This is a genomic window from Paraburkholderia sp. EG286A (genome assembly GCF_040965375.1).
Lineage (GTDB): Bacteria > Pseudomonadota > Gammaproteobacteria > Burkholderiales > Burkholderiaceae > Paraburkholderia.
Genome location: NZ_JBFRCB010000003.1, coordinates 362,710 through 386,818 on the forward strand (window position 1 = coordinate 362,710; position 24,109 = coordinate 386,818).

At 65.8% G+C, this 24,109-nt stretch carries 26 protein-coding genes and 1 tRNA gene; 10 read left to right on the forward strand and 17 right to left on the reverse strand.

Translation table 11 applies throughout. The annotated features are described in order from the left end of the window. Positions 1-471: 471 nt before the first annotated feature. On the forward strand, positions 472-1,386 hold the full coding sequence (locus AB4Y35_RS14400; protein WP_368704851.1) for a DnaJ C-terminal domain-containing protein: 915 nt from the start codon (positions 472-474) through the stop codon (positions 1,384-1,386). On the opposite strand, the gene AB4Y35_RS14405 is transcribed toward AB4Y35_RS14400, so the two are convergent. The 5 genes from AB4Y35_RS14405 to ssuD form a co-directional block, all read right to left on the reverse strand. Continuing rightward, a complete protein-coding gene (locus AB4Y35_RS14405) occupies positions 1,383-1,631 on the reverse strand; it encodes a DUF6566 family protein (protein ID WP_368686709.1) in 249 nt (82 codons plus the stop codon). The genes AB4Y35_RS14400 and AB4Y35_RS14405 overlap by 4 nt on opposite strands. Before the next feature lie 87 nt (positions 1,632-1,718). After that, complete coding sequence (locus AB4Y35_RS14410) at positions 1,719-1,934, reverse strand: molybdopterin-binding protein (RefSeq protein ID WP_028204871.1); 216 nt, start codon at positions 1,932-1,934, stop codon at positions 1,719-1,721. Positions 1,935-1,989: 55 nt separating this feature from the next. Next, on the reverse strand, positions 1,990-2,871 hold the full coding sequence (locus tag AB4Y35_RS14415; RefSeq protein ID WP_368694716.1) for an ATP-binding cassette domain-containing protein: 882 nt from the start codon (positions 2,869-2,871) through the stop codon (positions 1,990-1,992). Beyond that, entirely contained in the window at positions 2,868-3,728 is an 861-nt protein-coding gene (gene ssuC, locus AB4Y35_RS14420; protein WP_368704852.1) for an aliphatic sulfonate ABC transporter permease SsuC, read from the reverse strand. Before ssuC ends, AB4Y35_RS14415 begins: the two co-directional genes overlap by 4 nt. A gap of 38 nt (positions 3,729-3,766) precedes the next feature. After that, the gene (ssuD, locus tag AB4Y35_RS14425) at positions 3,767-4,924 is read right to left on the reverse strand and encodes an FMNH2-dependent alkanesulfonate monooxygenase (RefSeq protein ID WP_368704853.1); all 1,158 of its coding nucleotides are present in this window, start codon (positions 4,922-4,924) and stop codon (positions 3,767-3,769) included. A 410-nt stretch (positions 4,925-5,334) separates the two neighbouring features. On the opposite strand from ssuD, the gene AB4Y35_RS14430 reads away from it, so the two are divergent. Continuing rightward, the gene (locus AB4Y35_RS14430) at positions 5,335-5,760 is read left to right on the forward strand and encodes a hypothetical protein (protein ID WP_368704854.1); all 426 of its coding nucleotides are present in this window, start codon (positions 5,335-5,337) and stop codon (positions 5,758-5,760) included. 93 nt (positions 5,761-5,853) lie between these two features. On the opposite strand, the gene AB4Y35_RS14435 is transcribed toward AB4Y35_RS14430, so the two are convergent. The 5 genes from AB4Y35_RS14435 to AB4Y35_RS14455 all read right to left on the reverse strand — a co-directional run bounded on the left by AB4Y35_RS14435 (position 5,854) and on the right by AB4Y35_RS14455 (position 9,186). Beyond that, entirely contained in the window at positions 5,854-7,011 is a 1,158-nt protein-coding gene (locus tag AB4Y35_RS14435; RefSeq protein ID WP_368704855.1) for an enoyl-CoA hydratase/isomerase family protein, read from the reverse strand. A 72-nt stretch (positions 7,012-7,083) separates the two neighbouring features. Continuing rightward, positions 7,084-7,797 carry a TetR/AcrR family transcriptional regulator gene (locus AB4Y35_RS14440; protein ID WP_368704856.1) on the reverse strand — a complete coding sequence of 238 codons (714 nt, stop codon included), beginning with the start codon at positions 7,795-7,797 and terminating at the stop codon, positions 7,084-7,086. 74 nt (positions 7,798-7,871) lie between these two features. Beyond that, positions 7,872-8,156: a DUF1488 domain-containing protein gene (locus AB4Y35_RS14445; protein ID WP_368694712.1), complete on the reverse strand. Its 285-nt coding sequence runs from the start codon at positions 8,154-8,156 to the stop codon at positions 7,872-7,874. 180 nt (positions 8,157-8,336) lie between these two features. Further along, entirely contained in the window at positions 8,337-8,684 is a 348-nt protein-coding gene (locus AB4Y35_RS14450) for a multidrug efflux SMR transporter (protein WP_042268604.1), read from the reverse strand. A gap of 4 nt (positions 8,685-8,688) precedes the next feature. Then, positions 8,689-9,186 (reverse strand): heme-degrading domain-containing protein, encoded by a 498-nt coding sequence (locus tag AB4Y35_RS14455; protein ID WP_368704857.1) that lies wholly within the window; start codon positions 9,184-9,186, stop codon positions 8,689-8,691. A 220-nt stretch (positions 9,187-9,406) separates the two neighbouring features. Between AB4Y35_RS14455 and AB4Y35_RS14460 the strand changes: the two genes are divergently transcribed. The 7 genes from AB4Y35_RS14460 (at position 9,407) to AB4Y35_RS14490 (ending at position 14,762) form a co-directional block, all read left to right on the forward strand. Continuing rightward, positions 9,407-9,483: transfer RNA gene (locus AB4Y35_RS14460), tRNA-Met, on the forward strand. A 146-nt stretch (positions 9,484-9,629) separates the two neighbouring features. Further along, positions 9,630-10,175 (forward strand): NUDIX hydrolase, encoded by a 546-nt coding sequence (locus tag AB4Y35_RS14465; protein ID WP_110384546.1) that lies wholly within the window; start codon positions 9,630-9,632, stop codon positions 10,173-10,175. 26 nt (positions 10,176-10,201) lie between these two features. Then, the gene (aat, locus tag AB4Y35_RS14470; protein WP_342920611.1) at positions 10,202-10,966 is read left to right on the forward strand and encodes a leucyl/phenylalanyl-tRNA--protein transferase; all 765 of its coding nucleotides are present in this window, start codon (positions 10,202-10,204) and stop codon (positions 10,964-10,966) included. 253 nt (positions 10,967-11,219) lie between these two features. After that, the gene (locus tag AB4Y35_RS14475) at positions 11,220-11,984 is read left to right on the forward strand and encodes an arginyltransferase (RefSeq protein ID WP_342920612.1); all 765 of its coding nucleotides are present in this window, start codon (positions 11,220-11,222) and stop codon (positions 11,982-11,984) included. An 80-nt stretch (positions 11,985-12,064) separates the two neighbouring features. Then, on the forward strand, positions 12,065-13,099 hold the full coding sequence (locus tag AB4Y35_RS14480) for a quinone-dependent dihydroorotate dehydrogenase (RefSeq protein WP_028204861.1): 1,035 nt from the start codon (positions 12,065-12,067) through the stop codon (positions 13,097-13,099). Positions 13,100-13,182: 83 nt separating this feature from the next. Continuing rightward, on the forward strand, positions 13,183-13,980 hold the full coding sequence (locus AB4Y35_RS14485; protein WP_368704858.1) for a transporter substrate-binding domain-containing protein: 798 nt from the start codon (positions 13,183-13,185) through the stop codon (positions 13,978-13,980). Positions 13,981-14,102: 122 nt separating this feature from the next. After that, a complete protein-coding gene (locus AB4Y35_RS14490; protein ID WP_342920615.1) occupies positions 14,103-14,762 on the forward strand; it encodes an amino acid ABC transporter permease in 660 nt (219 codons plus the stop codon). A 79-nt stretch (positions 14,763-14,841) separates the two neighbouring features. Here AB4Y35_RS14490 and AB4Y35_RS14495 read toward each other — a convergent pair whose 3' ends face one another. From AB4Y35_RS14495 to AB4Y35_RS14505, 3 genes are all read right to left on the reverse strand, one after another. Beyond that, positions 14,842-15,819 (reverse strand): Gfo/Idh/MocA family protein, encoded by a 978-nt coding sequence (locus AB4Y35_RS14495; RefSeq protein ID WP_368704859.1) that lies wholly within the window; start codon positions 15,817-15,819, stop codon positions 14,842-14,844. A 178-nt stretch (positions 15,820-15,997) separates the two neighbouring features. Next, positions 15,998-16,717 carry an FCD domain-containing protein gene (locus tag AB4Y35_RS14500; RefSeq protein ID WP_342920617.1) on the reverse strand — a complete coding sequence of 240 codons (720 nt, stop codon included), beginning with the start codon at positions 16,715-16,717 and terminating at the stop codon, positions 15,998-16,000. Between the two features lie 373 nt (positions 16,718-17,090). Further along, positions 17,091-18,650 (reverse strand): mannose-1-phosphate guanylyltransferase/mannose-6-phosphate isomerase, encoded by a 1,560-nt coding sequence (locus AB4Y35_RS14505; RefSeq protein WP_368704860.1) that lies wholly within the window; start codon positions 18,648-18,650, stop codon positions 17,091-17,093. A gap of 783 nt (positions 18,651-19,433) precedes the next feature. On the opposite strand from AB4Y35_RS14505, the gene AB4Y35_RS14510 reads away from it, so the two are divergent. After that, the gene (locus AB4Y35_RS14510; protein WP_028204855.1) at positions 19,434-20,168 is read left to right on the forward strand and encodes a Crp/Fnr family transcriptional regulator; all 735 of its coding nucleotides are present in this window, start codon (positions 19,434-19,436) and stop codon (positions 20,166-20,168) included. Between the two features lie 238 nt (positions 20,169-20,406). Here AB4Y35_RS14510 and AB4Y35_RS14515 read toward each other — a convergent pair whose 3' ends face one another. The 4 genes from AB4Y35_RS14515 to rlmB all read right to left on the reverse strand — a co-directional run bounded on the left by AB4Y35_RS14515 (position 20,407) and on the right by rlmB (position 24,056). Further along, positions 20,407-21,018 carry a hypothetical protein gene (locus AB4Y35_RS14515; protein WP_342920619.1) on the reverse strand — a complete coding sequence of 204 codons (612 nt, stop codon included), beginning with the start codon at positions 21,016-21,018 and terminating at the stop codon, positions 20,407-20,409. Positions 21,019-21,090: 72 nt separating this feature from the next. After that, complete coding sequence (locus AB4Y35_RS14520; RefSeq protein ID WP_368704861.1) at positions 21,091-21,684, reverse strand: hypothetical protein; 594 nt, start codon at positions 21,682-21,684, stop codon at positions 21,091-21,093. An 809-nt stretch (positions 21,685-22,493) separates the two neighbouring features. Continuing rightward, the gene (gene rpiA, locus AB4Y35_RS14525) at positions 22,494-23,189 is read right to left on the reverse strand and encodes a ribose-5-phosphate isomerase RpiA (RefSeq protein WP_368704862.1); all 696 of its coding nucleotides are present in this window, start codon (positions 23,187-23,189) and stop codon (positions 22,494-22,496) included. A 123-nt stretch (positions 23,190-23,312) separates the two neighbouring features. Beyond that, complete coding sequence (gene rlmB, locus AB4Y35_RS14530) at positions 23,313-24,056, reverse strand: 23S rRNA (guanosine(2251)-2'-O)-methyltransferase RlmB (RefSeq protein ID WP_368704863.1); 744 nt, start codon at positions 24,054-24,056, stop codon at positions 23,313-23,315. Positions 24,057-24,109 lie beyond the last annotated feature (53 nt).

Sequence of the window (24,109 nt, forward strand, 5' to 3'; positions counted from 1 at the left end):
ATCGATGAGCGACTACCTGACCACGAGCGAACTCGCCGACCTCATCGGCCGCAAGCCGAACCAGCGCACCAGCATGATCAACTAGCTGTCGGACAACCGCTGGAAGTTCGTCATCGATCGCAACGGAATCCCTAAGGTCGCACGCGCGTTCCGCGACCTGAAGCTCGGACTCAGTGCGGATACCAAAGCAACGAAATTACCTGGACCGGCTAAAATAGCAACAGCATTTTGGAACGCTCCGCCGCAAACCCGCGCAAGTGCCAGGTCGATGAAGTGGGGCATGTTCCGAAATCAAAATCACAGGGCTTTGATTTTTAACCTGAATTTGGTGTTCGACGACTCGATTGCGATTCCTGTTGTCGTGGGTTCGAGTCCCATCAGCCACCTCAAAGAATTCAGCAGTGAACAAATGAGCCCGCACTGGTTGCGGGCTTTTTTGCGTCTGTGCACGAGAGACACCCGGGAACGCCTTTGAGCTTCGAGGAATACTACAGGCGGCTGCAACTGCCGGAGACTGCGTCGCCGGCAGAAATCAAACGCGCCTACCGTCAACTGCGCGCGAAGTACCACCCCGACCGCAACAAGGGTTGCGAGGCGGCAGTCGAGCCGGTGTTCAAGCTCATTCAGGAAGCCTTCGAGATTCTGAGCGGCCGGCGCGTCGCGCCAACGCGCACCGCAGGTTCGGCCAGCAAGACCCGCAACGGCGAGGCTCCACCGCGCCAGCGCCGCGCGGCGCCGCCCATGCGCGGCGCCAACTGCCTCGTCGAGCTATTCGTGCCGCTCGAAGTCGCGCTCAATGGCGGCGGCGTTCAGGCCCACTACCCCGTCAAAGGTCCGTGTCCCGCATGTGAAAAGGAAGATCGCGGCGCGCTTTGCGAACAATGTCACGGCACCGGCGTCAAGACATGGCGCAAGTCGGAAATGGTCGAGATCCCTCGCGGGGCATGGGACGGCCAGCGTCTCGTGGTGGCCGGTGGCGGCCATCCCGGCGTCAACGGCGGCCCGTCCGGAGACGCGACTTTCTCGGTCTCCATCGTTTGCGGCCCGGGCTTCACGCGCAACGGGCTCGACCTCGCCTGCGAGCTTCCAGTTGACTTCGTGACGGCCATGCTGGGCGGCGGCGTTCAGGCAAAGGTACTCGGCCGCACGTTCGAAGTGAAAATTCCCGCGAACGCGAATGCGCGCACGCCAATCCGTCTGCCGGGTCTTGGACTCGCGGATCGCAACGGCGTGCACGGCAACCTCACGCTGCACCTCGTGCTCACCGTGCCGGCCGCCGCCGCACATTTGACCGGCGCCGAGCGCCAGCAGCTACGCGACATGTTCGCCGACGCAGCGCGCCGGGCAAGCCAGCCGCCCGGCGCGGGTTCGCAAGGCAAACGCTAGCGCGCTTGCGTGCCGCGCGCATCGATCCACGCGCGCGCCGCTTCGAAGCCCGCCTCTGCCGCCGCGTGCTCGGTGGACCAGAGGCGCGTGATATGCACGAGTTGCCAGTCCTCCACGACCGTATCGCCCTGCAGCACGCGATAGTGCGCCTTCACGCCCGTGAGCACCTGCTCGACCGCGACTTCGATGTCGTAGTCCTTGTAGCGCTCCTGGTAGTCGCCCATGTCGATGCCCTTCGGCTCCATGCTCGCCTCTTTCATCGTCCGCTGACGGTTCATGCTAGCACTTCCGCCCGCCGCGACTCGCGAGCGCCGCCGACTCGCGGGCACGCTTCACAGGCGCGCGATCGACACCTCCGTCGACTTCACCAGCGCGACCACTTCCGAGCCCACCTTCAACTCGAGTTCGTCGATCGAGCGCGTGGTGATGACCGAGGTGACGATGCCGAATGCCGTATCGACATCGACTTCCGAAACGACGGGTCCGCGAATGATCTCCTTGATCTTGCCGCGAAACTGGTTGCGTACGTTGATGGCGGTAATGCTCATAGGTTCGGCTCCGTGAGTTCGAGGATAAACAAGAGGATTCCTGATAAAAAATGATTCAAGCCACTGCGCCCAACGGCCGTCCGGCGGCTTGCTGTGGCCCGTGGCCGAGCACGCGCTGCAGCACGCGCTCCTCGAGCGCGGCGAAGCGTGCGTCGACACGCGCCCGCGGGCGCTCGAGCGGCACGCGCTGATCGAGCGCGATGCGCCCCGCCTCGACGAGCAAAATACGGTCGCCCAGTGCGACGGCTTCGTGCACGTCGTGCGTCACCAGAAGCGCGGTGAAGCGATGCTCGCGCCACAGGCGCTCGATCAGCGCATGCATCTCGAGACGCGTCAGCGCGTCGAGTGCGCCGAGCGGTTCGTCGAGCAGCAACAGGCTCGGACGATGCACGAGCGCGCGGGCGAGCGCCACCCGCTGGCGCTGGCCGCCCGAGAGGCGCGCGGGCCACTCGTCGGCGCGCGCGAGCAGGCCCACCTCGTCGAGCACCGCGCGGGCGTCGTCACGCGCGCCGCGCCCAAGTCCTAGCATCACGTTCTGCAAGACGGTCTTCCACGGCAGGAGGCGCGCGTCCTGAAACATGATGCGCGTATCGAGCGGCGCGCCCTCCGCGCCGCGCCGCTCCACCGCGCCCTCGTCCGGCGTTTCGAGGCCGGCGATCAGGCGCAGCAAGGTGGACTTGCCGCAACCGCTGCGTCCGACGATCGACACAAAACTGCCGCGCTCGATCGCGAGGTCGAAACCGGCGAGCACGGCGCGCTCGCCGTAGCGTTTGCCCACGCCGCGAAGGGCAACGGCGGCGTCCATTTCGGGTGTATGCGTGCGCGGTGTCGCGCCCTCGCGCGCCGCCTGCGCCTTGTCGTTGCGTTCGCGCGCCTGTACGCGCTCGAAAGCTTCTCGCTTTACGCCATAGTTCGGCGCCAGTTGACTCGCGCTCATGCTTCGTTCTCCTGTTGATAAGCGGGGTGCCAGCGCAGCGCCACGCGTTCGAGCGACTTCGCGAGCCAGTCGGCGAGCTTGCCGAGCGCCGCATACAGCAGGATGCCGACCACCACCACATCGGTTTGCAGGAATTCGCGCGCGTTCATCGTCATGTAGCCAATGCCCGACTGCGCGGAGATCGTCTCGGCGACGATCAGCGTCACCCACATCAGGCCGAGCGCGAAACGCACGCCGACGAGAATCGAAGGCAACGCCCCCGGCAATATCACCTCGCGATAAAGCGCGAAACCTTTGAGCCCGTAGCTGCGCGCCATCTCGACGAGATTGGCGTCCACCGAGCGGATACCGTGGAACGTATTCACGTAGACGGGAAAGAACACGCCCAGCGCCACGAGAAAGACTTTCGCCTCCTCGCCAATGCCGAACCAGAGAATCACGAGCGGAATCATGGCGAGCGCCGGAATATTGCGGACCATCTGCACGGTTGAATCGAGCGCGGTTTCAGCGGGCTTGAAGAGCCCGGTAGCCAGCCCGAGCACGAGCCCGATGCTGCCGCCGATCGCGAACCCCGAAAGCGCCCGCCACGTGCTCACGCGCACGTCGGCCCACATTTCGCCCGACTCGATCAGCGACCACGCCGCCCGCACCACGGCGATCGGCTCGGGCAGCACGCGCGTCGAGAGCGCGCCACTTCTTGCGGCGATCTCCCAGATCGCCAGCACCGCCAGCGGCACGAGCCAGGGGGCGAGCCGCCGCCGGCCCGCCCGCACGAAGGCCCGCGCGGCGCGCAGCACGCCGCCGCCTGGGCGCGAGCGGTCGCGTGCGGGTGCAGCCGTTACCAGGGATTGCGTCATCGTTGCATCCTCCACGATTGCTGCCGTTCTCCAGCGCCTCAGCTCTGGCTCACTTTCGGCAGATAGTGATTGCCGACCACTTCGCCAAACGGCCCCGAAAGCGGGCCGCCCGCGCGCTTCGCCGCGCGCCCCGGCAGCAGCGGGAAGACGAGTTCCGCAAACCGGTAGGATTCCTCGAGATGGGGATAGCCGGACAAAATGAACGTCTCAATGCCGAGCTGCGCATACTCCTTCATGAGCGCGGCCACCTGTTCAGGATTGCCGACGAGCGCCGTGCCCGCGCCGCCGCGCACGAGGCCCACGCCCGCCCACAAATTCGGATACACCTCGAGATCCTTGCGCGTGCCGCGCTTGCCGCCGTGCAGCGCGGCCATGCGGCGCTGGCCTTCCGAATCCATCTTCGCGAACGCGGCCTGGGCGCGCGCGACCGTCTCGTCGTCGAGGTGGCTGATGAGCTTGTCGGCGGCGGCCCACGCTTCGTCTTCGGTCTCGCGCACGATCACGTGCAGGCGAATGCCGAAGCGAATCGTGCGTCCATGCTCGGCCGCGCGCGCGCGAATGTCGGCGATCTTGCGCGCGACGGCTTCGGGCGGCTCGCCCCACGTCAGATAGGTGTCGATGTGCGCGCCCGCCATGGCGTGCGCGGCCGGCGACGAGCCGCCGAACCACAACGGCGGATGCGGATGCTGCGCGGGCGGATACAGCACCTTGCCGCCCACCGAGCGCAGATGGCGCCCCTCGAAGTCGATCGCCTCGTTCGCGTGCGATGCCGCGAGCAGCTTGCGCCAGATATGCAGGAACTCGTCGGTGATCTCGTAGCGCGTGTCGTGATCGACGAAGAGGCCGTCGCCTTCCAGCTCGGCCGTGTCGCCGCCCGTCACGACGTTGATGAGCAGGCGGCCATTGGAGAGCCGGTCGAACGTGGCGGCCATGCGCGCGGAGAGCGCCGGCGACGAGAGGCCCGGGCGGATCGCCACGAGAAACTTCAGGCGCCGCGTCGCGGCGATGAGGCTCGACGCCACGACCCACGCGTCCTCGCACGAGCGGCCCGTGGGCAGCAGTACGCCTTCGTAGCCGAGCGTATCGGCGGCGACGGCGATCTGCTGGAAATACGCGAGATCGGCCGCGCGCGCCCCCTGGGTCGTGCCCAGATAGCGGCTGTCGCCGTGGGTCGGGATGAACCAGAACACATTCATGCGTTGCTCCTGCCTGGAAATTCGAAACACGAATCGGGTGACTGCCGGCCAGCGAGCGCGCGCGGGCACGCCGCGCAAACGAATGCGCCGCTCGTGGCTCGACTGAAAGGATTCGACAGCAGACGGAATGCGCCGGCGCGTTCCCCGCGCCTCGCGAGAGCGCCCGGCGACGGCGGCGCCGTCTTCATGGGGAACCAGTCTAGGGATCGCTCGCACCCTTTAGAACGATTTTTTTGAGCTTAGGTTTTCCACTTTCGTGCTTTGCCCGACGCTTTAGCATACGGTGCGCCTCGCGCGCACCGCGCGCCGATATAATGGCGCACGCACCCACAAAAACACCGGCACGCCGCGCGCACACCGCTCCATGAGGCGCATTGCGCAGCGAGGCCAAGAAGCTCTCGCAAGATTCCATGCAAAAACTGATTCTGCCGTTCGTATCCGGCTTTCTGGCGTCGCTCTTCTTTCGCGAGGCGACGCTCGCACTCCTGCATGCCGCACAAGTCATCGACGCGGCCGGATTTTCGACGGACCCGTTCCAGCCGCTCGGGCTGCCCGAGTTCCTCGTAAATGCGATCTGGAGCGCCATCTGGGCCGTGCTGATGGCGTGGCTGCTGCGCGTGTCGCCTTCGCGGCCCGCGCCGTGGGTTCAGGCCTTCGTGTTCGGCGGCATCGTGCTCACCGCGGCGATGGTGTTCGTCGTCGATCCGCTGCGCGGCATCTGGCCGACCGGCAACATGCTGCCGCGGCTTGCCACGGGCTTCGCCTCGAATGCGATGTGGGGTTGGGGCGCGCTGGTTTTCATGCGTGCGTTCATGAGCGAAACCGCCGAAAACTGACCCCGCCTGCGGGCCGTGCGCAATGCGCGGCCCGGGTTTTCCCGCCGCGCGTTTCCCTCCCACCTCCCTCACCGTTCCCTCGCGCTCGCCGGCTCAACCGATGAGTTCGCGCAGCGGATGCTCCATCAAGCTCCAGGGACTCTCGAACATCCGCTCGACGTCTTCGCGGCGCACGTCTTCGCTATTCGCGAAGCGCCAGTGCGGATGATTGTCCTTGTCGATGATGCGCGCGCGGATGCCCTCCATCACGTCGCCAATCGCGAAGCTCGAGCGCGTGAGGTCGAGGTCGCGGCGCAGACAATCGGCCATCGTGCCTTCCGCCCGCGACACCACCTCGAGCGACACCGCCATGGAAAGCGGCGAACGCTCGCGCAGCACGTCCACCATCTGCCCGGCCCATTGCGCCTGGTCGCCCGCGCCCGCATGGCGAGCGGCTTCGAGCGATGCCAGCATGGCCGGCACATCGGCGAGCGAGAAATGCTGGTCGATCCAGCCGCGCACCGCGGCCAGCGAGGAGCCTTCGGCGAGGCGCCGCAGGCCGGGCGCAGGCAAGGCCGCCTGGCGGATGCGCGCGACCACTTCCGCGCCGCTCGCAAACGGCTCGCTCTCCAGCGCATCGAGCAGCGCCGGCCACGCGGACTCGTCGAGCGACGCATCGGCGAGGCCCGCATACACGGCGCTGGCCTGATCGAGCGTCTCGCCGGTCACCGCGAGATAGCGGCCGATCGCGCCAGGCGTGCGCGCAAGAAACCAGCCCATGCCGACATCGGGAAAGAGGCCGATGCGCGTCTCCGGCATCGCCATGCGCGTGGTCGGACCCACGAGCCGCAGCCCGCCCGTGCGATGCGCGCCCTGCGAGATGCCCATGCCGCCGCCCATGACCACGCCGTTGAGCATCGCGATATACGGCTTCGGAAAGGTGAAGATGGCGTGGTTGAGGCGATATTCGTCGGCGAAGAAGGTGTCGAGCGCCGCCTGTTCGCCCGCGCGGTACGACTCGTACAGAAAGCGAATATCGCCGCCCGCGCAGAACGCGCGCGGGTGGCGCGTGCGCACGATCACGGCGAGCACGCCCGGGTCGTCGCGCCAGCGATCGAGCGCCGCGTGCATCGTGCGGACCATGGCGGTGGTGAGCGCATTGAGCGCCTGCGGGCGCTCGAGTTCGATAAAACCGATGCGGTTCGCTACGCGCGTAAGCACATGCGAGTCGGCATCGGCTGCAGTCGGGCTTGCGTTGGCTTCGTGTGACATGGCGATTGGCAAGGCAGAACGATGAGCGGCGCCTGCGTCGGGCGACCCGCGATCACAGACTTCCTGAGGCTATCACGACGCCACACCGGGCGCTTGCCCGGCCGGCAACGTGGCCGCGGCGGCGCGCGTGCCGAACCAGGCATCGAGCGTGGCGTCGATCAACGGACCGGGCGCCGCGTGCTCAAAGCCAGCGCGCGCGAGCGTGAGCATCACCACGCCGTGCAGCGTAGCCCAGAGCGACTGCGCGAGCAGCGGGCCATCGATATGGGCCCCGCTCGCCGGCGTCAGTGCGGACAGCGTGGCGGCAAAGAGTTGCGCGCCGCAGGCCGGCGCGGCGTCCGCTTCAGGCGCGCCAGCCACATCGGCCAGCGCATCGCGTTGACGGCGGGCGGCCGGCCCCACGTGCTCCGGGCGCGCCTTGTGCGCCATGAAGATGAGTGCGTACGTCTGCGGATGGTCGCAGCCGTACGCCACGTATGCATGTGCGAGCGCATGAAGCCGCTCGCGCGCGTCGGCGATCAGCGCGAGCGGTTCGAACTGCGCGAGCAGTTGTGCGTAGCCTTCGCGGCCGAGCGCCTCGGCAATCTCGTCGCGGCCGGCGAAATAAAGGTAGAGGGACGCAGGGGAATAACCGATCGCATCGGCGATCTTGCGCATGGAAAGCGCGGCGAGGCCTTCGCGCATGACGATGCGGCGCGCAGCGTCGAGGATGCGCTCGCGCTGGTCGTGCGCGCGCGCTGCTTGCCTTGCGTGGAGTTCGCGGTCCTTGCGTTCGACAATGCTCATGGCGACGCTAGCCGGTTGCGGCAACCAAAAATCCCGTGACGCCCGAGCGGGCGTGCCTGACTACGAGTTCAAGCCTACGAGTCCAGGCGTCCGGGCGGAAAGTGACCGCTCTTGAGCAGCACCGGCGTGCCGTTGCTGAGCTCGAGATGGGCGCGTGCCACAGCCTCGATGCGCGAGCGGCCGGCGTCGAACGCCTGCATCCACGCGTCGCGGTTCGCGGGCAGCGCGCCGAAATGGTCCTCGAGCGCCTCGACGGAAATCGCGCAGGGTACGCGTGTGCCGTCAACGAGCGCGGCAAAGACCACGGTCAGATTGGCGTCGCGATAGAGCGGCGCGTCGGCGGGAAAGCGAATGATCATGTCCAGCCCCAATGGGGAAAATCTGCAGAAAGCATTGCCGCCGGAGGACGACGCGGCACACGGCGGTAACCGGCCATGTTACGCGCGAGGCGCAAGGTCTGGCGCGAACGTGGCCAATGCGGTGGCCGACGCGGTGACCGATGCGGCGGCCACCGTGATCGCCGGTTCAGCCGCCGTCTTTCAATGCGCCTGCATCTTCGAGAACAGATTCAGCACGACCACGCCGGCCACGATGAGACCGAGCCCGAGCACGGCCGGCAGATCGGGCACCTGCCGATAGAGCGCCATCGCCACGAGCGTGATGAGCACAATGCCTACGCCCGACCACACCGCATAGACGATGCCCACCGGCAAACTGCGCAAGGTGAGCGAGAGCCCGTAGAACGCGATGCCATACCCCACCACGACGATCGCCGACGGCACGAGCCGCGTGAAACCATCCGAGGCGCGCAACGCAGAAGTGGCGATGACTTCCGCGACGATCGCGATGACGAGCCAGGTCCAGGCCGAAAACGGAGGAATGCGCATCGTCTCAGACCTTCGCGAGCGCGAGCTGCGCGTAGTCGACGTCGAGTTGCGCGCACAGCGCTTCGACCACCAGTTCGTGATCGGCGCGCTGGGGCAGGCCCGAGACCGTGATCGAGCCGATCACGCCCGCGCCCGCCACCGTAAGCGGAAACGAACCGCCATGCGGCGCGAAATCGCTGATGGGCAGGCCGTGCTTTTCGGCAAGCGTCGAGCCGGTTTGCTGCATGCGCAAGCCGATCGCATAGGAGCTGCGCCGGAAGTGCTCGACCACGCGCGACTTGCGGCGGACCCAGTCGGCGTTGTCGGGCGTGGCGCCGTCCAGCGCGCAAAAGAAGAGCTGCTGCCCGAAGGTGCGCACGTCGATGGCGACGGGCAGCGCGCGAGCGCGCGCGAGTTCATGCAGATGCGCGCCGAGCTGCCAGGCGCGATCGGCGTCGAAACGGGGAAACACCAGCGCGTGCTCCTGAGCGGCTATCGATTGCAGATCGAGGGGAATGTCCATGGAAGAGGCAAATGAAGCGCAGTGCGCTGTAGAAGGCAAAGGCGCAGCGTGAACACTGCGAAGAGCGTGCACGGCGCCAAACGAGCCCCGATTCTATCCTGACGATTCAAGATGCCCTGACGCGCGCGTCCTGCAAACATTTTGCAATCGCCTGGAAAGGCACTCGTCATTTGTTGTTGCAACGCGGCGCGAACTGTCATATAATCTTTTCTTCGACGGACGCGGGGTGGAGCAGTCTGGCAGCTCGTCGGGCTCATAACCCGAAGGTCGTAGGTTCAAATCCTACCCCCGCAACCAGCAGAATTCGAAAGGGTTACAGGTCATCGGCCTGTAACCCTTTTTCCGTTTACGCCTCTTCAAGACGCGGCCTTCCCAGCGTTGGGCACATGAGCGAAGCCGCTGAGCGGTGATAAACTCGCATCACCCATCCCCCTATCGTGCCCATGAAATTCTGCTCGACTTGCGGTCAGGCGGTCAGCCTGCTCATTCCGCCCGGCGACAATCGCGAACGCTACGTCTGCTCACACTGCGGCACCATCCACTATCAGAATCCGCGCAACGTGGTCGGCACGGTTCCGGTCTGGGAAGACAAGGTGCTGTTGTGCCGCCGCGCGATCGAGCCGCGCTACGGCTACTGGACGCTGCCCGCCGGCTTCATGGAGATGGGCGAGACGACCGCCGAAGCCGCTGCGCGCGAAACGCTCGAGGAAGCCGGCGCGCGCGTCGAGGTGCAGAACCTCTTTTCGCTCCTGAACGTGCCGCGCGTGCATCAGGTGCATCTGTTCTATCTCGCGCGCCTGCTCGACATCGATATCGCAGCCGGTGAGGAAAGCCTCGAAGTGCGGCTTTTCGAAGAGCACGAGATTCCCTGGGACGACATCGCGTTCCCAACGGTCGGGCAGACCCTGCGCTGTTTCTTTGCCGATCGCCAGTCGGGCAGCTTCGGGCTGCACACCGGCGACGTCCTGCGCTCGCTGCGCGACGGCTGATCGCCCTTCTGACTGCGCCCGCGACGATGGTCCCCTGGCTTTCGCCCGACGAACCGTTTCCCGCCGTCGAGCGCGCACTCGGCGCGGCGAGCGGCGCTCCGGGCCTGCTCGCCGCCAGCGCGGACCTGCTCCCCTCGCGCCTCATCGATGCCTACCGGCGCGGCATTTTCCCGTGGTACTCGGACGGCCAGCCGGTGCTCTGGTGGAGCCCCGACCCGCGCATGATCCTGCGCCCCGACGAATTCAAGGTCTCGCCCTCGTTCAGGAAAACGCTCAAGCGCGTGCTGCGTGAGGATGCGTGGGAAATTCGCGTCGACAACAATTTCGCCGCCGTGATGCGCGCGTGCGCGAACGCGCCGCGGCGCGGCCAGCGCGGCACCTGGATCACCGGCGACGTGATCGACGCCTACTCCACCCTGCACCGCGTGGGCGATGCGCACAGCGTCGAGGCCTGGTTCGGCGGCGAGCGTGTGGGCGGCCTCTACGGTGTGGCGCTCGGCACGATGTTCTTCGGCGAGTCGATGTTCGCCTCCATGACCGACGCCTCGAAGATCGCGCTCGCGGCGCTCGTCGCGCATCTGCGCCGCCACGGCGTCGAGTTGATCGATTGCCAGCAGAACACCGCGCATCTCGCCTCGCTCGGCGGGCGCGAAATCTCGCGCAAGGCGTTCATCGCCCACGTACGCACGCACGTGAACGCCGCGCCCATTCCCTGGAAATTCGACAAAGCCGTGCTCGCCGATCTGCTCGGCGGCACAGGCGCGCCTGACGAGTTCTTGCCCGCAGCGTGAATCGCCGGTGAGCGGTAAATGAGTGGCACATGAGCGACGCACGATTGCTGCGTGCGCACTTGCTACAGCCCGCTCAATTCGATGGATACATGTTCGGCGTCAATGTTAGACTGAATAGCGAACCCGTCGCCGCCCGGCCTTCCCTGGCACGCCATGTGCGGCGCGCCGTGTGGCCCGGCAAGGCTTGCGCGCGAGGCTGGGGGCGCGACGCGCGCGCCACGCGACGATCCGAACTGCTACGAGAGCTGCCAACGTGACGCATCCAAACGAGCTGCCGCTTTCACCGCTTTCCGCGCTGCAATTCTATGCAACGGCGCCCTATCCCTGCAGTTACCTGGAGGGGCGCATCGCGCGCTCGCAGGTGGCAACGCCCAGTCATCTCATCAATTCCGACGTCTATACCGATCTCGTGAAGGCCGGCTTCCGGCGCTCGGGCGTGTTCACCTATCGCCCCTATTGCGACGGTTGCCGCGCGTGCGTGCCGGTACGCGTGCCGGTCGAGCGCTTCACGCCGAGCCGCACGCAGCGCCGCGCGTGGAAGCGGCACGGCGCGCTCGTCGCGACGGTTGCGCCGCTGCACTACGACGAGGCGCATTACGCGCTCTACATGCGCTATCAGTCCGCGCGCCACGCGGGCGGCGGCATGGATCGCGACAGCCGCGACCAGTACGAGCAGTTCCTGCTGCAAAGCCGGATCAACTCGCGGCTGGTCGAATTCCGCGAGCCGGACCCTGCGCATCCGGACGAGCCCGGCGCGTTGCGCATGGTGAGCATGATCGACATCCTCGGCGACGGGCTCTCGTCGGTCTACACGTTCTTCGACCCGGACACGCTCCATACGAGCTACGGCACCTACAACATCCTCTGGCAGATCGAGCAGGCCCGCAGCCTTCAGCTGCCTTACGTCTATCTCGGCTACTGGATCCGCGAGAGCCCGAAAATGGCCTACAAGGCGCGCTTCCAGCCGCTCGAAGGCCTCTTCGACGGCGCATGGACCGCACTCACGGCCGAAGCCTGAGCCCCGGGCGCATCGCCCAGGGTCCGCGTTACCGCTAAAATAGCGGGTTCCCATTTTCTGGCGCCCGCGCCTTCTCCCTCGTGTTCAGCACCCTTTATCCGTTCGTCCGCGACCAGCTCTTTCGCATGGACGCCGAAGACGCCCATCACCTCTCGCTGCGCATGATCGGCGCCGCCGGCCGCACCGGCATGGCGGGCCTGCTCGCCCCGCGTGTGCCCGATTCGCCGCGCACCGTCATGGGCCTCACCTTCCGCAACCCGGTGGGGCTCGCCGCGGGCCTCGACAAGGAAGGCGCCGCGATCGACGGTTTCGCCGCGCTCGGCTTCGGCTTCATCGAGGTGGGCACCGTGACGCCGCGCCCGCAGCCGGGCAATCCGCGCCCGCGCATTTTCCGGCTGCCGCAGGCGGGCGGCATCATCAACCGCATGGGGTTCAACAACCACGGCGTCGAGCAGTTCGTGAAGAACGTGCAGGCCGCGCGCTATCGCGGCATTCTCGGCCTGAATATCGGCAAGAACGCCGATACGCCGATCGAGCGCGCCGCCGACGACTATCTCTTCTGCCTCGAGCGCGTCTATCCGTTCGCGAGCTACGTGACGATCAATATCTCGTCGCCGAACACGAAGAATCTGCGCCAGCTGCAAGGCGGCGGCGAACTCGACGCCCTGCTCGCCGCACTCAAGGACAAGCAGCAGCGTCTCGCCGACATGCACGGCAAGCTCGTGCCGCTCGCGCTCAAGATCGCGCCCGATCTCGACGACGAGCAGATCAAGGAAATCGCCGACACGCTCCTGCGCCACAAGATCGAAGGCGTGATCGCGACCAACACCACGCTTTCGCGCGCGGCGGTGGAAGGCATGCCAAATGCGAACGAAACGGGCGGCCTCTCGGGACGCCCGGTATTCGATGCCTCGAACAACGTGATCCGCAAGTTGCGCGCCGAGCTGGGCGGCGACGTGCCCATCATCGGTGTGGGCGGCATTTTTTCGGGCGACGACGCGCGCGCCAAGATCGCGGCCGGCGCCTCGCTCGTGCAGGTCTACACGGGCTTCATCTACCGGGGCCCGGCGCTCGTCGCCGAATGTGCGCGGGCGCTGGCCTCGGGCCGCGCGTAAAGCTATAGTGGCACGCTAGTCATGGCGCATCGGAGGCGCTGTGCACCAGCACCAGAATCGCAGCAGCAGAACAAGAGGAAAACATGAAATCCGGTTTGCTGAAAAAACTCCTTGCACTTGCAATCGTTGGCGCATCGTTCGTCGCAGCCAGCGCCCACGCCGACGACCTGCTCGACCAGGTCAAGGCGCGCGGCACGCTGCGCATCGGTCTCGAAGGCACGTTCCCCCCGTTCAACTCGAAGGCGCCCAACGGCGAGCTGGTCGGCTATGACGTCGACATCGCGAAGGCCGTGGCCGCGAAAATGGGCCTCAAGCCCGAATTCGTCACGACCGAATGGAGCGGCATCATCGCGGGCCTGCAGGCAGGCAAGTTCGACGTGATCGTGAATCAGGTCGGCGTGACCGACCAGCGCAAGGCCGTGCTCGACTTCTCGCCGGCGTACACGTACTCGGCCGCGCAGCTCATCCAGCGCAAGGACGATACGCGCGAGTTCAAGACGCTCGAAGACCTCAAGGGCAAGAAGCTCGGCGTCGGCCTCGGCACCAATTACATGGACATGGCCAAGTCGGTGCCGGGCATCGACGTGAAGACCTATCCGGGTGCCCCCGAATATCTGCGCGACCTCGCAGCGAGCCGTCTCGACGCGGCGCTCAACGACCGCCTGATGCTCGCCTACCTGCTCAAGAACTCGCAGCTGCCGCTGCGCACGGGCGCGATGGTCGGCGCCGGCAACCCGTCGGCCATTCCGTTCAAGAAGGGCAATCCGAAGTTCGCCAAGGCGATCGACGACGCGATGACGCAACTCGAAGCCGATGGCACCTTCACGAAGATCTCGGACAAGTGGTTCGGCATCGACGTGACGAAGCCGATCTCGCAATGATCCGGCAATGATCGCGAGCGCCGCACATTCCGGCTGACGCGAAGGGCGGCATCATACGATGCCGCCCTTCGCACATATGCCTCCATTGCAAACCGCGCCACTTCCATTCGTTACCTACGCCCATGCCCATCTATACGCTCATCATCCAGTCGCTGCCGGTGCTCGCACAGGGCGCGGTGCTGACGGTCAAGTTCGCCGTGCTTTCGATGATCTTCGGGCTCATCGGCGGTGCCGTGCTAGCGCTCATGGGCATCAGCTCGAACCGCACGCTCGTCTTCATTGCGCGCGTGTATGTGAGCCTGATGCGCGGCACGCCGCTGCTCGTGCAGATCTTCGTCATTTATTACGGATTGCCGAGCGTCGGCATCTCGCTCGACCCGACGCCCGCAGGCGTGATCGCGCTCTCCGCGAACGTGGCGGCGTATCTCTCGGAGAGCATGCGTGGCGCGATTCTCGGCATTCACAGCGGACAGTGGCTCGCGGCCTATAGCCTCGGCCTCTCGCGCAGCCAGACCCTGCGCTACGTGATCGCGCCGCAGGCGTTGCGCATCGCCGTGCCGAGTCTCTCGAACAGCCTCATCAGCCTCATCAAGGACACGTCGCTCGTTTCGGTCATCACCGTGACGGAGCTGCTGCGCAGCGCGCAGGAAATCATCGCTTCGACGTATCAGCCGCTGCCGCTCTATCTCGCGGCCGCCGCCGTGTACTGGGTGCTCTGCCAGGTGCTCGAATGGGTGCAGCACTGGTACGAAAAGCGCCTCGCGCTGCCTGCGCGCCACTGATTTTCCTCCCTGCCTCAGGCGTTTTCATGCACGGCCCGCCCACGCGGGCCGTGTCACTCGCGGGCCGCTGTTTAGCTTGTCACTCGCAGGGGAAACGCAGTCCGAGCGCCGCTCGCGCGGCGTCGGCCATGGCGAGCATGCGGCGCGAGGTGTCGTGCGTCATCACCGGGCTTTCCAGCGCGCCCGCGCGCAGCAGCTCGCAGAAGTGCGCGGTCTCGTAGTTGAGGCCGCCGCCCTCGAACGGCTCGTCGAGTTCGACGACGCGGCCGTCCACGTAGCGCACCGTCGCGCGCGCCGGATTCCACCAGTTCGCGTGGATCGTCACGTTGCCGAGCGGCCCCGCCAGCAGCGCGTCGCCATAGCCGTGCAGATCGAGCCCGCAGAACAGTTGCGCAATGCCGCGCTCATGCTGGCAATTGAGACTCGCGAAGATATCCACGCCAGTCGAGCCGAGGCGCCCGACGGTCTGCACTTCGCGCGGCGCACCGAGCCAGTCGACCGCAAGAAACATTTCATACACGCCGATGTCGAGCAGCGCCCCGCCCGCGTGTTCGAACGACAGCGAGGGATGGTCGGCAGGCACGCTTGCCACCGAACAACCCGCGCGCACGAGCCCGACCGGCCCGATGGGATCGGCCTCAAGTTGCGCGCGCAACTTTCGATAGAGGGGATAAAACGGCGGCTTCATCGCCTCCATGAAGAGGCGCTGCGCGCGGCGCGCCGCGTCGAGCACGCGTTCGAGCTGCGCGCCGTTCACGGTGGCGGGCTTTTCGCACAGCACGGGCAGGCCGGCTTCGAGCGCGGCAATGGCGTACTGGGCGTGACTGTCCTGCATCGTGGCGATATACACGGCGTCGATGCCGCTCGCGAAGAGCGCATCCAGGCTCTCGCACGCCTTTGCGCCGCAGGTAGCGGCAAGCGCCTGCGCAGTGGCCGCGCGCCGCGACCAGACCGCCTCGACGCGTGCATGCGGCACGTGCGCGACGCCCTGCGCGAAGCGGTGCGCAATGCGGCCCGCGCCGACGATGCCCCAACGTATCGTTTGTGTTTCGCTCATGTGCTGCGTGCTCCGGCTGTGAGGTCGAGGGCCGCCGCACAACGTACCTCACGTACGTCACGCGCGGCGCACCCAAAGACACGCACGATACCGGCACACGCAGCGCGCCGCAATGCGCTCGCCTCGATCCACGCACGGCGCCTGGATCGAGGCGAGCGAAGCGACGCCGCGAACGGCCTTAGCGCTGCTCCAGCGCCTCGGGCGCGAGCGCGCGAGTGAGTTCGTCGGCGGTGTATTCGATCATCGCGAGCGCGGCCGCTTCGGCCTCTTTCGGCGCACGCCGCTCGATCGCTTCGACGATGCGCCCATGGGCCGCCACGACGTTGTTCCAGCCGCCGTCACGCGTGTTGAGAATCGGATTCACGAGCGACAGCGCGCCGCGAATGATCGCCGCCATCTGCTGATAAAACTGATTCCCGCTCGCCGCGAGGATGCGCGTGTGCAGAAGCGCGTCGGCGGTCTGGAAATTCGGATCGTCGGTGCTCGTCTGGCGCAGCGCCTCGAACGCCTCGCGAATGCCGGTAATGTCCGCGGCGCTCGCGCGCGTGGCCGCGAGCGCGCACGCCGCCGGTTCGATCAGGCCGCGAAACTCGATCACGTCGCGCAAGAACGTCTTGTCCGGTTTCGAACGGAAACGCCAGTTCACGACGTCCTCGTCGATCATGCGCCAGTCGCGCATGGGCCGGATGCGCGTGCCTATTTTCGGCCGCACGTCGAGCATGTGACGCGCGAGCAGCATGGAGAGCGCCTCGCGCATCACCGTGCGGCTCACGTCGAACTCCTTCGAGAGGATGTCCTGCGGCGGCAGCACGGCGCCATACCGCTCCTCGACGATGCCTGAAATCAGCCCGTCCATCACCTTGCTGACGAGCGAGCGTTCCTTGTTCCCCAGTTCCATGACCCTACCCCCCCGATGTGGGCGTTATCGCCCATGTTTGCCGGATACTGCGCGGGCCCTCGTGCGTCGTCGAACTTAGGTGTTACGTTGCCATGCGCCTCGCATAATTCGCCAGCCAGGATATCTCCTGACATGATGCTTGCGCGCACGCATCTTGTTCGTATTTACGCGTGTTCCGTCGGCCCTTGCGCTGCTGTTTTTGTAAGGCGTTCGTATGAATCGCCCACTTACTTCAATCGACACGCTTTCAACTGGCTTCAAATCGATCGGCAGTCCCTGGCTGTGCATATGCAGGGATGCCGGCGTGCATGTTTCTTCTGCGCACGCTTTTTCGCGCGCGGCCCAACGTCGTGCTTTTCAACCTTGTACTTGTTCACCGTTGTATCCGGCCGTACTCATCGTCGAAGCGCACGATGTCGTCTTCGCCCAGATAACCGCCTGACTGCACCTCGATGATCTCGAGCGGCGTCTTGCCCGGATTCTCCAGCCGGTGCTTCACGCCCAGCGGAATGTAGGTCGATTCGTTTTCCGACAGCAAAAAAACCTCCTCGCCGCGCGTGACGCGCGCCGTGCCACGCACCACGGTCCAGTGCTCCGCGCGGTGATGATGCATCTGCAGCGACAGCCGCCCGCCCGGCTTCACGACGATGCGCTTGACCTGAAAGCGTTCGCCCTGATCGAGCGAGTCGTAGCAGCCCCATGGCCGCTCCACGCGCCGGTGATGCTGCGCGACCGCGCTGCGCTCCTGCCTGAGCTTGCCCACGATCGCCTTGACGTCCTGCACGCGATCCCTGGCCGCGACGAGGACGGCGTCGGCCGTTTCGACCACCACCACGCCGTGCACGCCTACGCAGGCCACGAGCCGTCCGTCCGAATGCGCGAACGTGTCGGTCACGTCTTCGAACATCACGCGCCCGCGGGCCACGTTGCCGCTCGCGTCCTTGTTCGACACCTGCCACACCGCATCCCACGCGCCCACGTCGGACCAGCCGGCCACCAGCGGCACGACCACGCCCGTGAGCCGCGCGTTGGCGCCGAGCGACTCCATCACCGCGTAGTCGATCGAATCGGACGGGCACGCGGCGAGCGCCGCGGCATCGAGATGCACGGTGCCGTCGGCGTCGATCGCGGCCGCCTCGAACGCCGCCGCGCATTGCGCCGCGATAGCCGGCCGGCAGTGCGCGATCGCAGCCAGCCAGACTGATGCGCGCACCACGAAAATGCCGCTATTCCAGAGGTAATCTCCCGAGGCCACGTAACTCTCCGCGAGTTCGGGACCGGGCTTTTCCACGAAACGTTCGATCACGCGTGCGCCGCTCGCGCCGAGCGCCGCCCCCGCGCCGATGTAGCCGTAGCCGGTCTCCGCGCGCTGCGGCGGCACGCCCAGCGTGACGATCGCGCCGCGCGCCGCGTACCCCACCGCTTCTTCTAGCGCGGCGGCAAACGCCGCGCGATCCGCGATCAGGTGGTCCGCCGGCATGGCGATGAGCACGGGGTCGCTGTCGCATACGGCATCCGCGCCATTGCGGACGAGCGCCGCCTCGTGCCCGGCGCGCGCTGCCAGCGCCGCCACAGTGAGCGCCGGCGCCGTGTTGCGTGCGACCGGTTCGAGCACGACGCGAGCGGACATGCCGCTGCGGCCGAGCCGGTCGACGGTCATGAGCCGCAATTCCTCGCTGCTCACGACGACCGGCGCGGCCTTGCGGATCGCCGCGCCCGCCTCGGCATACACGCCGTCGAGCCGCCGCACCGTGGCTTCGAGCAGCGACTCGCCGTCGAGCAGATCGATCAGCTGTTTCGGGCAATGCTCGCGCGAGAGCGGCCACAGCCGCGTGCCCGAGCCCCCGGCCAGCACCACGGGCTGAACGATGAGCGCGACGTCGGGTTCATTGGCTGCCGCGAGCAAGCCGGCAGGCGTCACGAGCTGATTCATGCGGTGAGCTCCCCGTTGAAATACGCCGGGTCACGTCGACGAGCGCCGCCCCTGCCTGCCGGCCGGCTCGCCCGAAGCGTCACGCGCTTCCCGGATCTCTCAAGCCTCACAACGCCTCGAGGCTTTTTACGGACCTCATTGGAGCAAACCTCGGCATACCAATCTGTACGCATACCCACACTGACCGCATGCGCACCGGCGGGCACGCCGCAAAGCCACCCGCGCGCGATGTTTCAGCGCCGAACGTTTTTTCGCCGGCTTCGTCTGCGTTGCAACAGAAGTGAATCAAAACCGCTTGTTTTTTGGGTCGCTGCCCGAATCGCCCCGGATCCATGTTTCAACGAGGAGCCATTTCTGAATCCCCCGCTCGCCACGGGAAATAAGTCAATCAAATCATTGGCTTGCGATTCTCAATCGGGCAGCGCGCAGCACGGCGGCCCGCAAAGTCGCCGTACAAAACTGAAACAAAAACGCGGCGTTTCGCCGCGCTGCCGCATGGCCGGCTCGCGCTCAGCCGCTTCAATGCGTGCTTTCGCACCAACTGGCACACACCCTGCTAAAGAGAGATCGCCACACGAGCGCAGATGCGGACGAACGATACCGCGCCCGCAAACGCGCGAATGGGACGAGGCAAGTACAAGCTGGAACAAGCACCAACAAGCGGGACTATGGGGCCGGCACGACGAACACAAAAGCCGCACGGGAAACGGCAGACAACAACGAGTTCGGCGAACGGAATCAAAAACAGGAGGCGGCTCGCGCTGCTTCACACGAGGACCAGTCATGTTAACCCTTCAATCCGATCTTCACGGCAACCATTTGCTGGGCGCCCTCCCGTCGCATGAATGGCAGGCTCTCGCCCCGCACCTCGAACTCGTTCATCTGCGCACCGAACAGTTGATCTGCGATTCCGGCCAGCGCATTCATCACGTGTACTTTCCGACTACCGCGATCGTCTCGCTGCTCTCGACAATGGAAGACGGCAGCTCGGTCGAAATCGCGGCGGTCGGCCGCGAAGGCATGACGGGCGTGCCCGTGCTGACGGGCGGCGAAACGATGCCGAACCGCGTGCAGGTGCAATGCGCGGGCTTCGCCTATCGCATGAGCGCGCAAGCCCTCAAGCAGCAATTCGCGCGCTCGGACTTCCTGCGCCGTCTCATGCTGCTCTATATGCACGCGCTGCTCACGCAGGTCGCACAGACCGCTGCGTGCAATCGTCACCACTCGCTGAGCAAGCAGCTGTGCCGCTGGCTGCTGATCGAAGTGGACCGCGTGGCTTCCAACGATCTCAGCGTCACGCAGCAGCTGATCGCCGACATGCTCGGCGTACGCCGCGAAGGCATTACCGAAGCCGCCGGCAAGCTGCACGACGAAGGCCTGATCCATCACAGCCGCGGCCATATCCGCGTGCTCGATCGCGAAGGCCTCGAAGCCCGCGCCTGCGAGTGCTACGGGCTCGTGCGCCGCGAATTCGACCGGCTGCTGCCGCGCCTGCATCAGGCGGAAACGGTCGCTTGAGCGGGTAATCGCGCGCGCGTGCGTTTCGCGCCGCGCGTTCATTCGCGTGTCGTCGCCGAACAAAGCGTGCCCGTAGCGGCACGCTTTTGCGCGCCTGCTCGCTTTGCCTGCGCCATCGCGCGACCCGTCAGGCAAGGTCGAAGGCAACCGGAACATAGAGGATGCCGAATCGATCGTAGCTTGCCGCGCCAGCTGGAGAGAACAGGCGCGCGCCCTCTTCTCTTCAGCCTTGCCGGACTCAATGGGCCGAAGGCACGAGCGCCTGCGCAAGCGGCAAGGCGGGCAAGTGCTCGCGTTCGCGCACGAACGGGTCGGTCGGCTCCTGGAGCTTCGGATCCGGGCTCGTGTCGGCATTGCGCAATTGCACGGGTGCGCCGTCGTTCTTCGCGACCTTGCGATTGTCGCCGCAAGGATGATCGGTCAGCGCGGCAGCCTCGCGGAAGTCGTCTTCCTGACACATGATGTTGAACGCGATGTCCTTGCGGTCCATGCGCCAGGCCACGGCCGCATTCAGGCGCTTGTTGCAGTCCATATCCTTGATGGTGCCCGCGGCCGTCGCGCCCACGCCCACCACCGACACCGCGGCGGAAATACTGCCCCAGCAGGTCTCGGTCACTGAGGCCGTCAGGGCCGGCGCGTAGACCGTAGGCGTCGTGCGTACATCGTAGCCGCCGTGATACGTGACGTCCGACGTACCGCCGCTCGGCAATACGACGGTATTGGAGACGGTGCTCGTCTGGCTCGACGTGGACGTGGTCCCCGACGTCATCGTCGGCGTGGTTTGCGCCCACGCGGCGCCTGCAAACAGCAACACCCCGGCAACGGCAATTTTTTGCTTCAGCTTGCTCATTCTTCTCTCCGTGAACGGAAAGGGGGCTGCGCCCCCTCTCCGACGCGCTAGTGAACGGCTGACCCGTTCGGATTACCAGTGCATGCCACCCGTGAGCGAACCCGAACCGCCCGCTGCGACGATGCCGACGCCGCCGTCCGCATTGGCCGTGCCGCTGCCGTTCGCGGTCGCGTTCGACGTGAAGCCCGAGCCGCCGTAGCTGCCGCTCGAACCGTCGAACGACGTGTTGATCACCGACGAGTTGAAATTCTGCGAGCCCGACTGCGTGGCGCTCGTGAAGCCGAGCGTCGACGAATTCTGGTTCGTGGTCGTCGTGCCGGTCTGGCCGACGTAGCCGCTAGCCGTCTGGCCGTAGGTCTGCGAGTTGCCGTTTTGCGTCGTGTAGCTCGAACCGAACGTGAGGCTCGCGTTCGAGAACGACTGGTTGCCTTGCGACACGGTGGCGTCGATATGGCCCGGCACCGTCAGCGCCGACGTGAAGCTGCCGTTGACCGACGAAGTCGAGTTCGACGTGAGTGCCGTCGCACCAAAGCCGACGCCCGCTGCGCCCACCGCCGACGTGGTGGAGGACGACGGCGCGCCCATGCCGCCGGGACCGCCTGCAAATGCGGCAGCCGAACCGAAAGAGAGCATGGCGGCGAGCGAAATGGCCTGAATCTTCTTCATGATTGTGGTCTTCCTGATAAAACAGGGGAACGTTGGATGAATGCGCGCGCACTCCCCCTGATAGCGCGGGCGCATTTAACACGACTTCAATTGCAATGCCGATAAAATCACTGCATTTAAGACGCGCGAATATCCCCGCGGACCAGCCCGGAATCGGGAAGACCGTTTAACGGAGTGACCAGATTAAAACTCGCGCGCAGAACGCCTTAAGCTTTACGCATTCGCGTAAATCAGGCGGTCATGCAGAATTGAAAATCCGGAGAACAGAAAGGAATGCCCCGTAAAGCCCCGTACGCTTCGCGGACTCCATTGAATAGCAGTCCGATACAAATCGCCCAACACCCGCTGTTGTCATTATTTCCCCGTGTACCGCACGGCGTACGCCAGCCACTCTCACGCACTGCCTGACAGAAACCCTCGAGCCGCTGCGCATTTTTGCGCGCCGCCCTTCCCCAGTCCGGTCGTTTCGAAGTCTCTTTTAGCGAACCGTTTGCATAACAGCGCCGGACGGTGAATTTATATCCCAGACAGTCAGACTATTGCTACGTCATTCGCAGGTTTTGTGTGCGGTTCTCAACGTAGTGAATTGCGAAGATCTTGAATCAGGGAATTTCCTTTCGAAAATAATCGAAAGGCGAATTGAAGTTTAGATGGATGCGCAGACAACCAGATTCCGGAAAATCGCGTTCTTTTAATGATTAATCGCGACGTTCGGTTCGGCAGGCCACGCAGGCCTGCCGGAATAAAGAGCGGCAGCGCACAGGCAATCAGGCGCAAGCCTGTTGCACGCGCCGCTCGCGCGAGGCCGCTCAGGCCTTGCGGTAATCGACGCGCTCGACGCCGTTTTCACCGCCGAGCAGGCAGAAGTCCGCGCCGCGGGCGGCGAACAGGCCCACCGTCACCACGCCCGGCCATGCGTTGACATGCGCCTCGAGCGTGCGCGGGTCGCTGATGCGCAGCCCCTTCACATCGAGGATCTCGTTGCCGTTGTCGGTGATGAAGGGCGAGCCGTCCTTTTGCACGCGCAGCACCGGCACGCCGCCGAGCGCCGTCACGCGGCGGCCGATGGCCGTGCGCGCCATCGGCACGACTTCGATGGGCAGCGGGAACTGGCCGAGCACGTCGACACGCTTGCTCGCATCGGCGATGCAGACGAACACGTCCGACACCGACGCGACGATCTTCTCGCGCGTGAGCGCGCCGCCGCCGCCCTTGATCATGGCGCCGGCGCCGTCGATTTCATCGGCGCCGTCCACGTACACGGGCAGCGATTCGATCTCGTTGAGGTCGAAAATCTTGAAGCCGTGCGCTTCGAGGCGCGCGGTGGTCGCGACCGAGCTCGACACGGCGCCGCGGTAGCGGCCCTTGCTCGCCGCCAGCGCGTCGATGAAGCAGTTCGCGGTGGAGCCCGTGCCTACGCCGATCACGGCGCCTTCCGGCACGTTCGCGTTGACATAGTCGGCGGCGGCCTGGCCGACCAGTTGCTTGAGTTCGTCTTGAGTCATGGGAGTACAGCCCGAGGAGGAGAAAAACGCGGAATCCGCATAGTTTACCGGAGATGCGGGCACGGGCTGCCCGCGTCTCGCAGGATCGCGCGGCAGGTCATCCCGCCGGCGACCGGTCGGCGCTCAGCGCGCGGCCGCGCGTTGGCGCACCGCTTCGAAGAGGCACACGCCCGAAGCCACGGAAACGTTGAGGCTCTCGACCGTGCCCGCCATCGGAATCTGCATGACTTCGTCGCAGGTTTCGCGCGTGAGGCGGCGCATGCCCTCGCCTTCGGCGCCCAGCACGAGCGCCACGGGACCGTCGAGCTTCGTCTCGTAGAGGCTCGCGCTCGCGTCGCCGGCGGTGCCGACCACCCACACGCCCGCGTCCTTGAGTTCGCGCAGCGCACGCGCGAGATTCGTCACGGTGATATAGGGCACGGTGTCCGCCGCCCCGCTCGCCACCTTCGCGGCCGTGGCGTTCAGACCCACGGCGCGGTCGCGCGGGGCGATCACGGCGTGCGCGCCGGCCGCGTCGGCCACGCGCAGGCACGCGCCGAGATTGTGCGGATCGGTCACGCCGTCGAGCACGAGCAAGAGCGGCGAGCCCTGGATGCCGTCGAGCAGCTCCGCGAGGTTCTGCGCGAGCGCCAGATCGTGGACGCGGGCCACCACGCCCTGGTGGCGCTCCGTGTGCGCGAGACCCCAGAGGCGCGTTTCGTCGGCTGCGATCACGCGCGCGCCGGCTTCCTTCGCGGTGTGCAGGAAGTCCTGCATGCGGCGGTCGCGGCGCGTCGGATCGTAGTAGACATCCTCGACCGTGGACGCGTCGTGCCGCAAGCGTGCGATCACCGCATGAAACCCGTAAAGAACCTTGAGACGTGACATGACTGAGACAACCCCTGATGAACGTTTTGCGACGCAGATACAGCGCCGCCGAC

What these genes read in the sequence shown, in the direction of transcription:
- AB4Y35_RS14405 (WP_368686709.1), bottom strand. Translation starts at nt 1,631, where the DNA reads ATGGAGCCGAAGGGCATCGACATGGGCGACTACCAGGAGCGCTACAAG.
- AB4Y35_RS14410 (WP_028204871.1), bottom strand. Translation starts at nt 1,934, where the DNA reads ATGAGCATTACCGCCATCAACGTACGCAACCAGTTTCGCGGCAAGATC.
- AB4Y35_RS14415 (WP_368694716.1), bottom strand. Translation starts at nt 2,871, where the DNA reads ATGAGCGCGAGTCAACTGGCGCCGAACTATGGCGTAAAGCGAGAAGCT.
- ssuC (WP_368704852.1), bottom strand. Translation starts at nt 3,728, where the DNA reads ATGACGCAATCCCTGGTAACGGCTGCACCCGCACGCGACCGCTCGCGC.
- ssuD (WP_368704853.1), bottom strand. Translation starts at nt 4,924, where the DNA reads ATGAATGTGTTCTGGTTCATCCCGACCCACGGCGACAGCCGCTATCTG.
- AB4Y35_RS14430 (WP_368704854.1), top strand. Translation starts at nt 5,335, where the DNA reads ATGCAAAAACTGATTCTGCCGTTCGTATCCGGCTTTCTGGCGTCGCTC.
- AB4Y35_RS14435 (WP_368704855.1), bottom strand. Translation starts at nt 7,011, where the DNA reads ATGTCACACGAAGCCAACGCAAGCCCGACTGCAGCCGATGCCGACTCG.
- AB4Y35_RS14440 (WP_368704856.1), bottom strand. Translation starts at nt 7,797, where the DNA reads ATGAGCATTGTCGAACGCAAGGACCGCGAACTCCACGCAAGGCAAGCA.
- AB4Y35_RS14445 (WP_368694712.1), bottom strand. Translation starts at nt 8,156, where the DNA reads ATGATCATTCGCTTTCCCGCCGACGCGCCGCTCTATCGCGACGCCAAT.
- AB4Y35_RS14450 (WP_042268604.1), bottom strand. Translation starts at nt 8,684, where the DNA reads ATGCGCATTCCTCCGTTTTCGGCCTGGACCTGGCTCGTCATCGCGATC.
- AB4Y35_RS14455 (WP_368704857.1), bottom strand. Translation starts at nt 9,186, where the DNA reads ATGGACATTCCCCTCGATCTGCAATCGATAGCCGCTCAGGAGCACGCG.
- AB4Y35_RS14465 (WP_110384546.1), top strand. Translation starts at nt 9,630, where the DNA reads ATGAAATTCTGCTCGACTTGCGGTCAGGCGGTCAGCCTGCTCATTCCG.
- aat (WP_342920611.1), top strand. Translation starts at nt 10,202, where the DNA reads ATGGTCCCCTGGCTTTCGCCCGACGAACCGTTTCCCGCCGTCGAGCGC.
- AB4Y35_RS14485 (WP_368704858.1), top strand. Translation starts at nt 13,183, where the DNA reads ATGAAATCCGGTTTGCTGAAAAAACTCCTTGCACTTGCAATCGTTGGC.
- AB4Y35_RS14490 (WP_342920615.1), top strand. Translation starts at nt 14,103, where the DNA reads ATGCCCATCTATACGCTCATCATCCAGTCGCTGCCGGTGCTCGCACAG.
- AB4Y35_RS14495 (WP_368704859.1), bottom strand. Translation starts at nt 15,819, where the DNA reads ATGAGCGAAACACAAACGATACGTTGGGGCATCGTCGGCGCGGGCCGC.
- AB4Y35_RS14500 (WP_342920617.1), bottom strand. Translation starts at nt 16,717, where the DNA reads ATGGAACTGGGGAACAAGGAACGCTCGCTCGTCAGCAAGGTGATGGAC.
- AB4Y35_RS14505 (WP_368704860.1), bottom strand. Translation starts at nt 18,650, where the DNA reads ATGAATCAGCTCGTGACGCCTGCCGGCTTGCTCGCGGCAGCCAATGAA.
- AB4Y35_RS14510 (WP_028204855.1), top strand. Translation starts at nt 19,434, where the DNA reads ATGTTAACCCTTCAATCCGATCTTCACGGCAACCATTTGCTGGGCGCC.
- AB4Y35_RS14515 (WP_342920619.1), bottom strand. Translation starts at nt 21,018, where the DNA reads ATGAGCAAGCTGAAGCAAAAAATTGCCGTTGCCGGGGTGTTGCTGTTT.
- AB4Y35_RS14520 (WP_368704861.1), bottom strand. Translation starts at nt 21,684, where the DNA reads ATGAAGAAGATTCAGGCCATTTCGCTCGCCGCCATGCTCTCTTTCGGT.
- rpiA (WP_368704862.1), bottom strand. Translation starts at nt 23,189, where the DNA reads ATGACTCAAGACGAACTCAAGCAACTGGTCGGCCAGGCCGCCGCCGAC.
- rlmB (WP_368704863.1), bottom strand. Translation starts at nt 24,056, where the DNA reads ATGTCACGTCTCAAGGTTCTTTACGGGTTTCATGCGGTGATCGCACGC.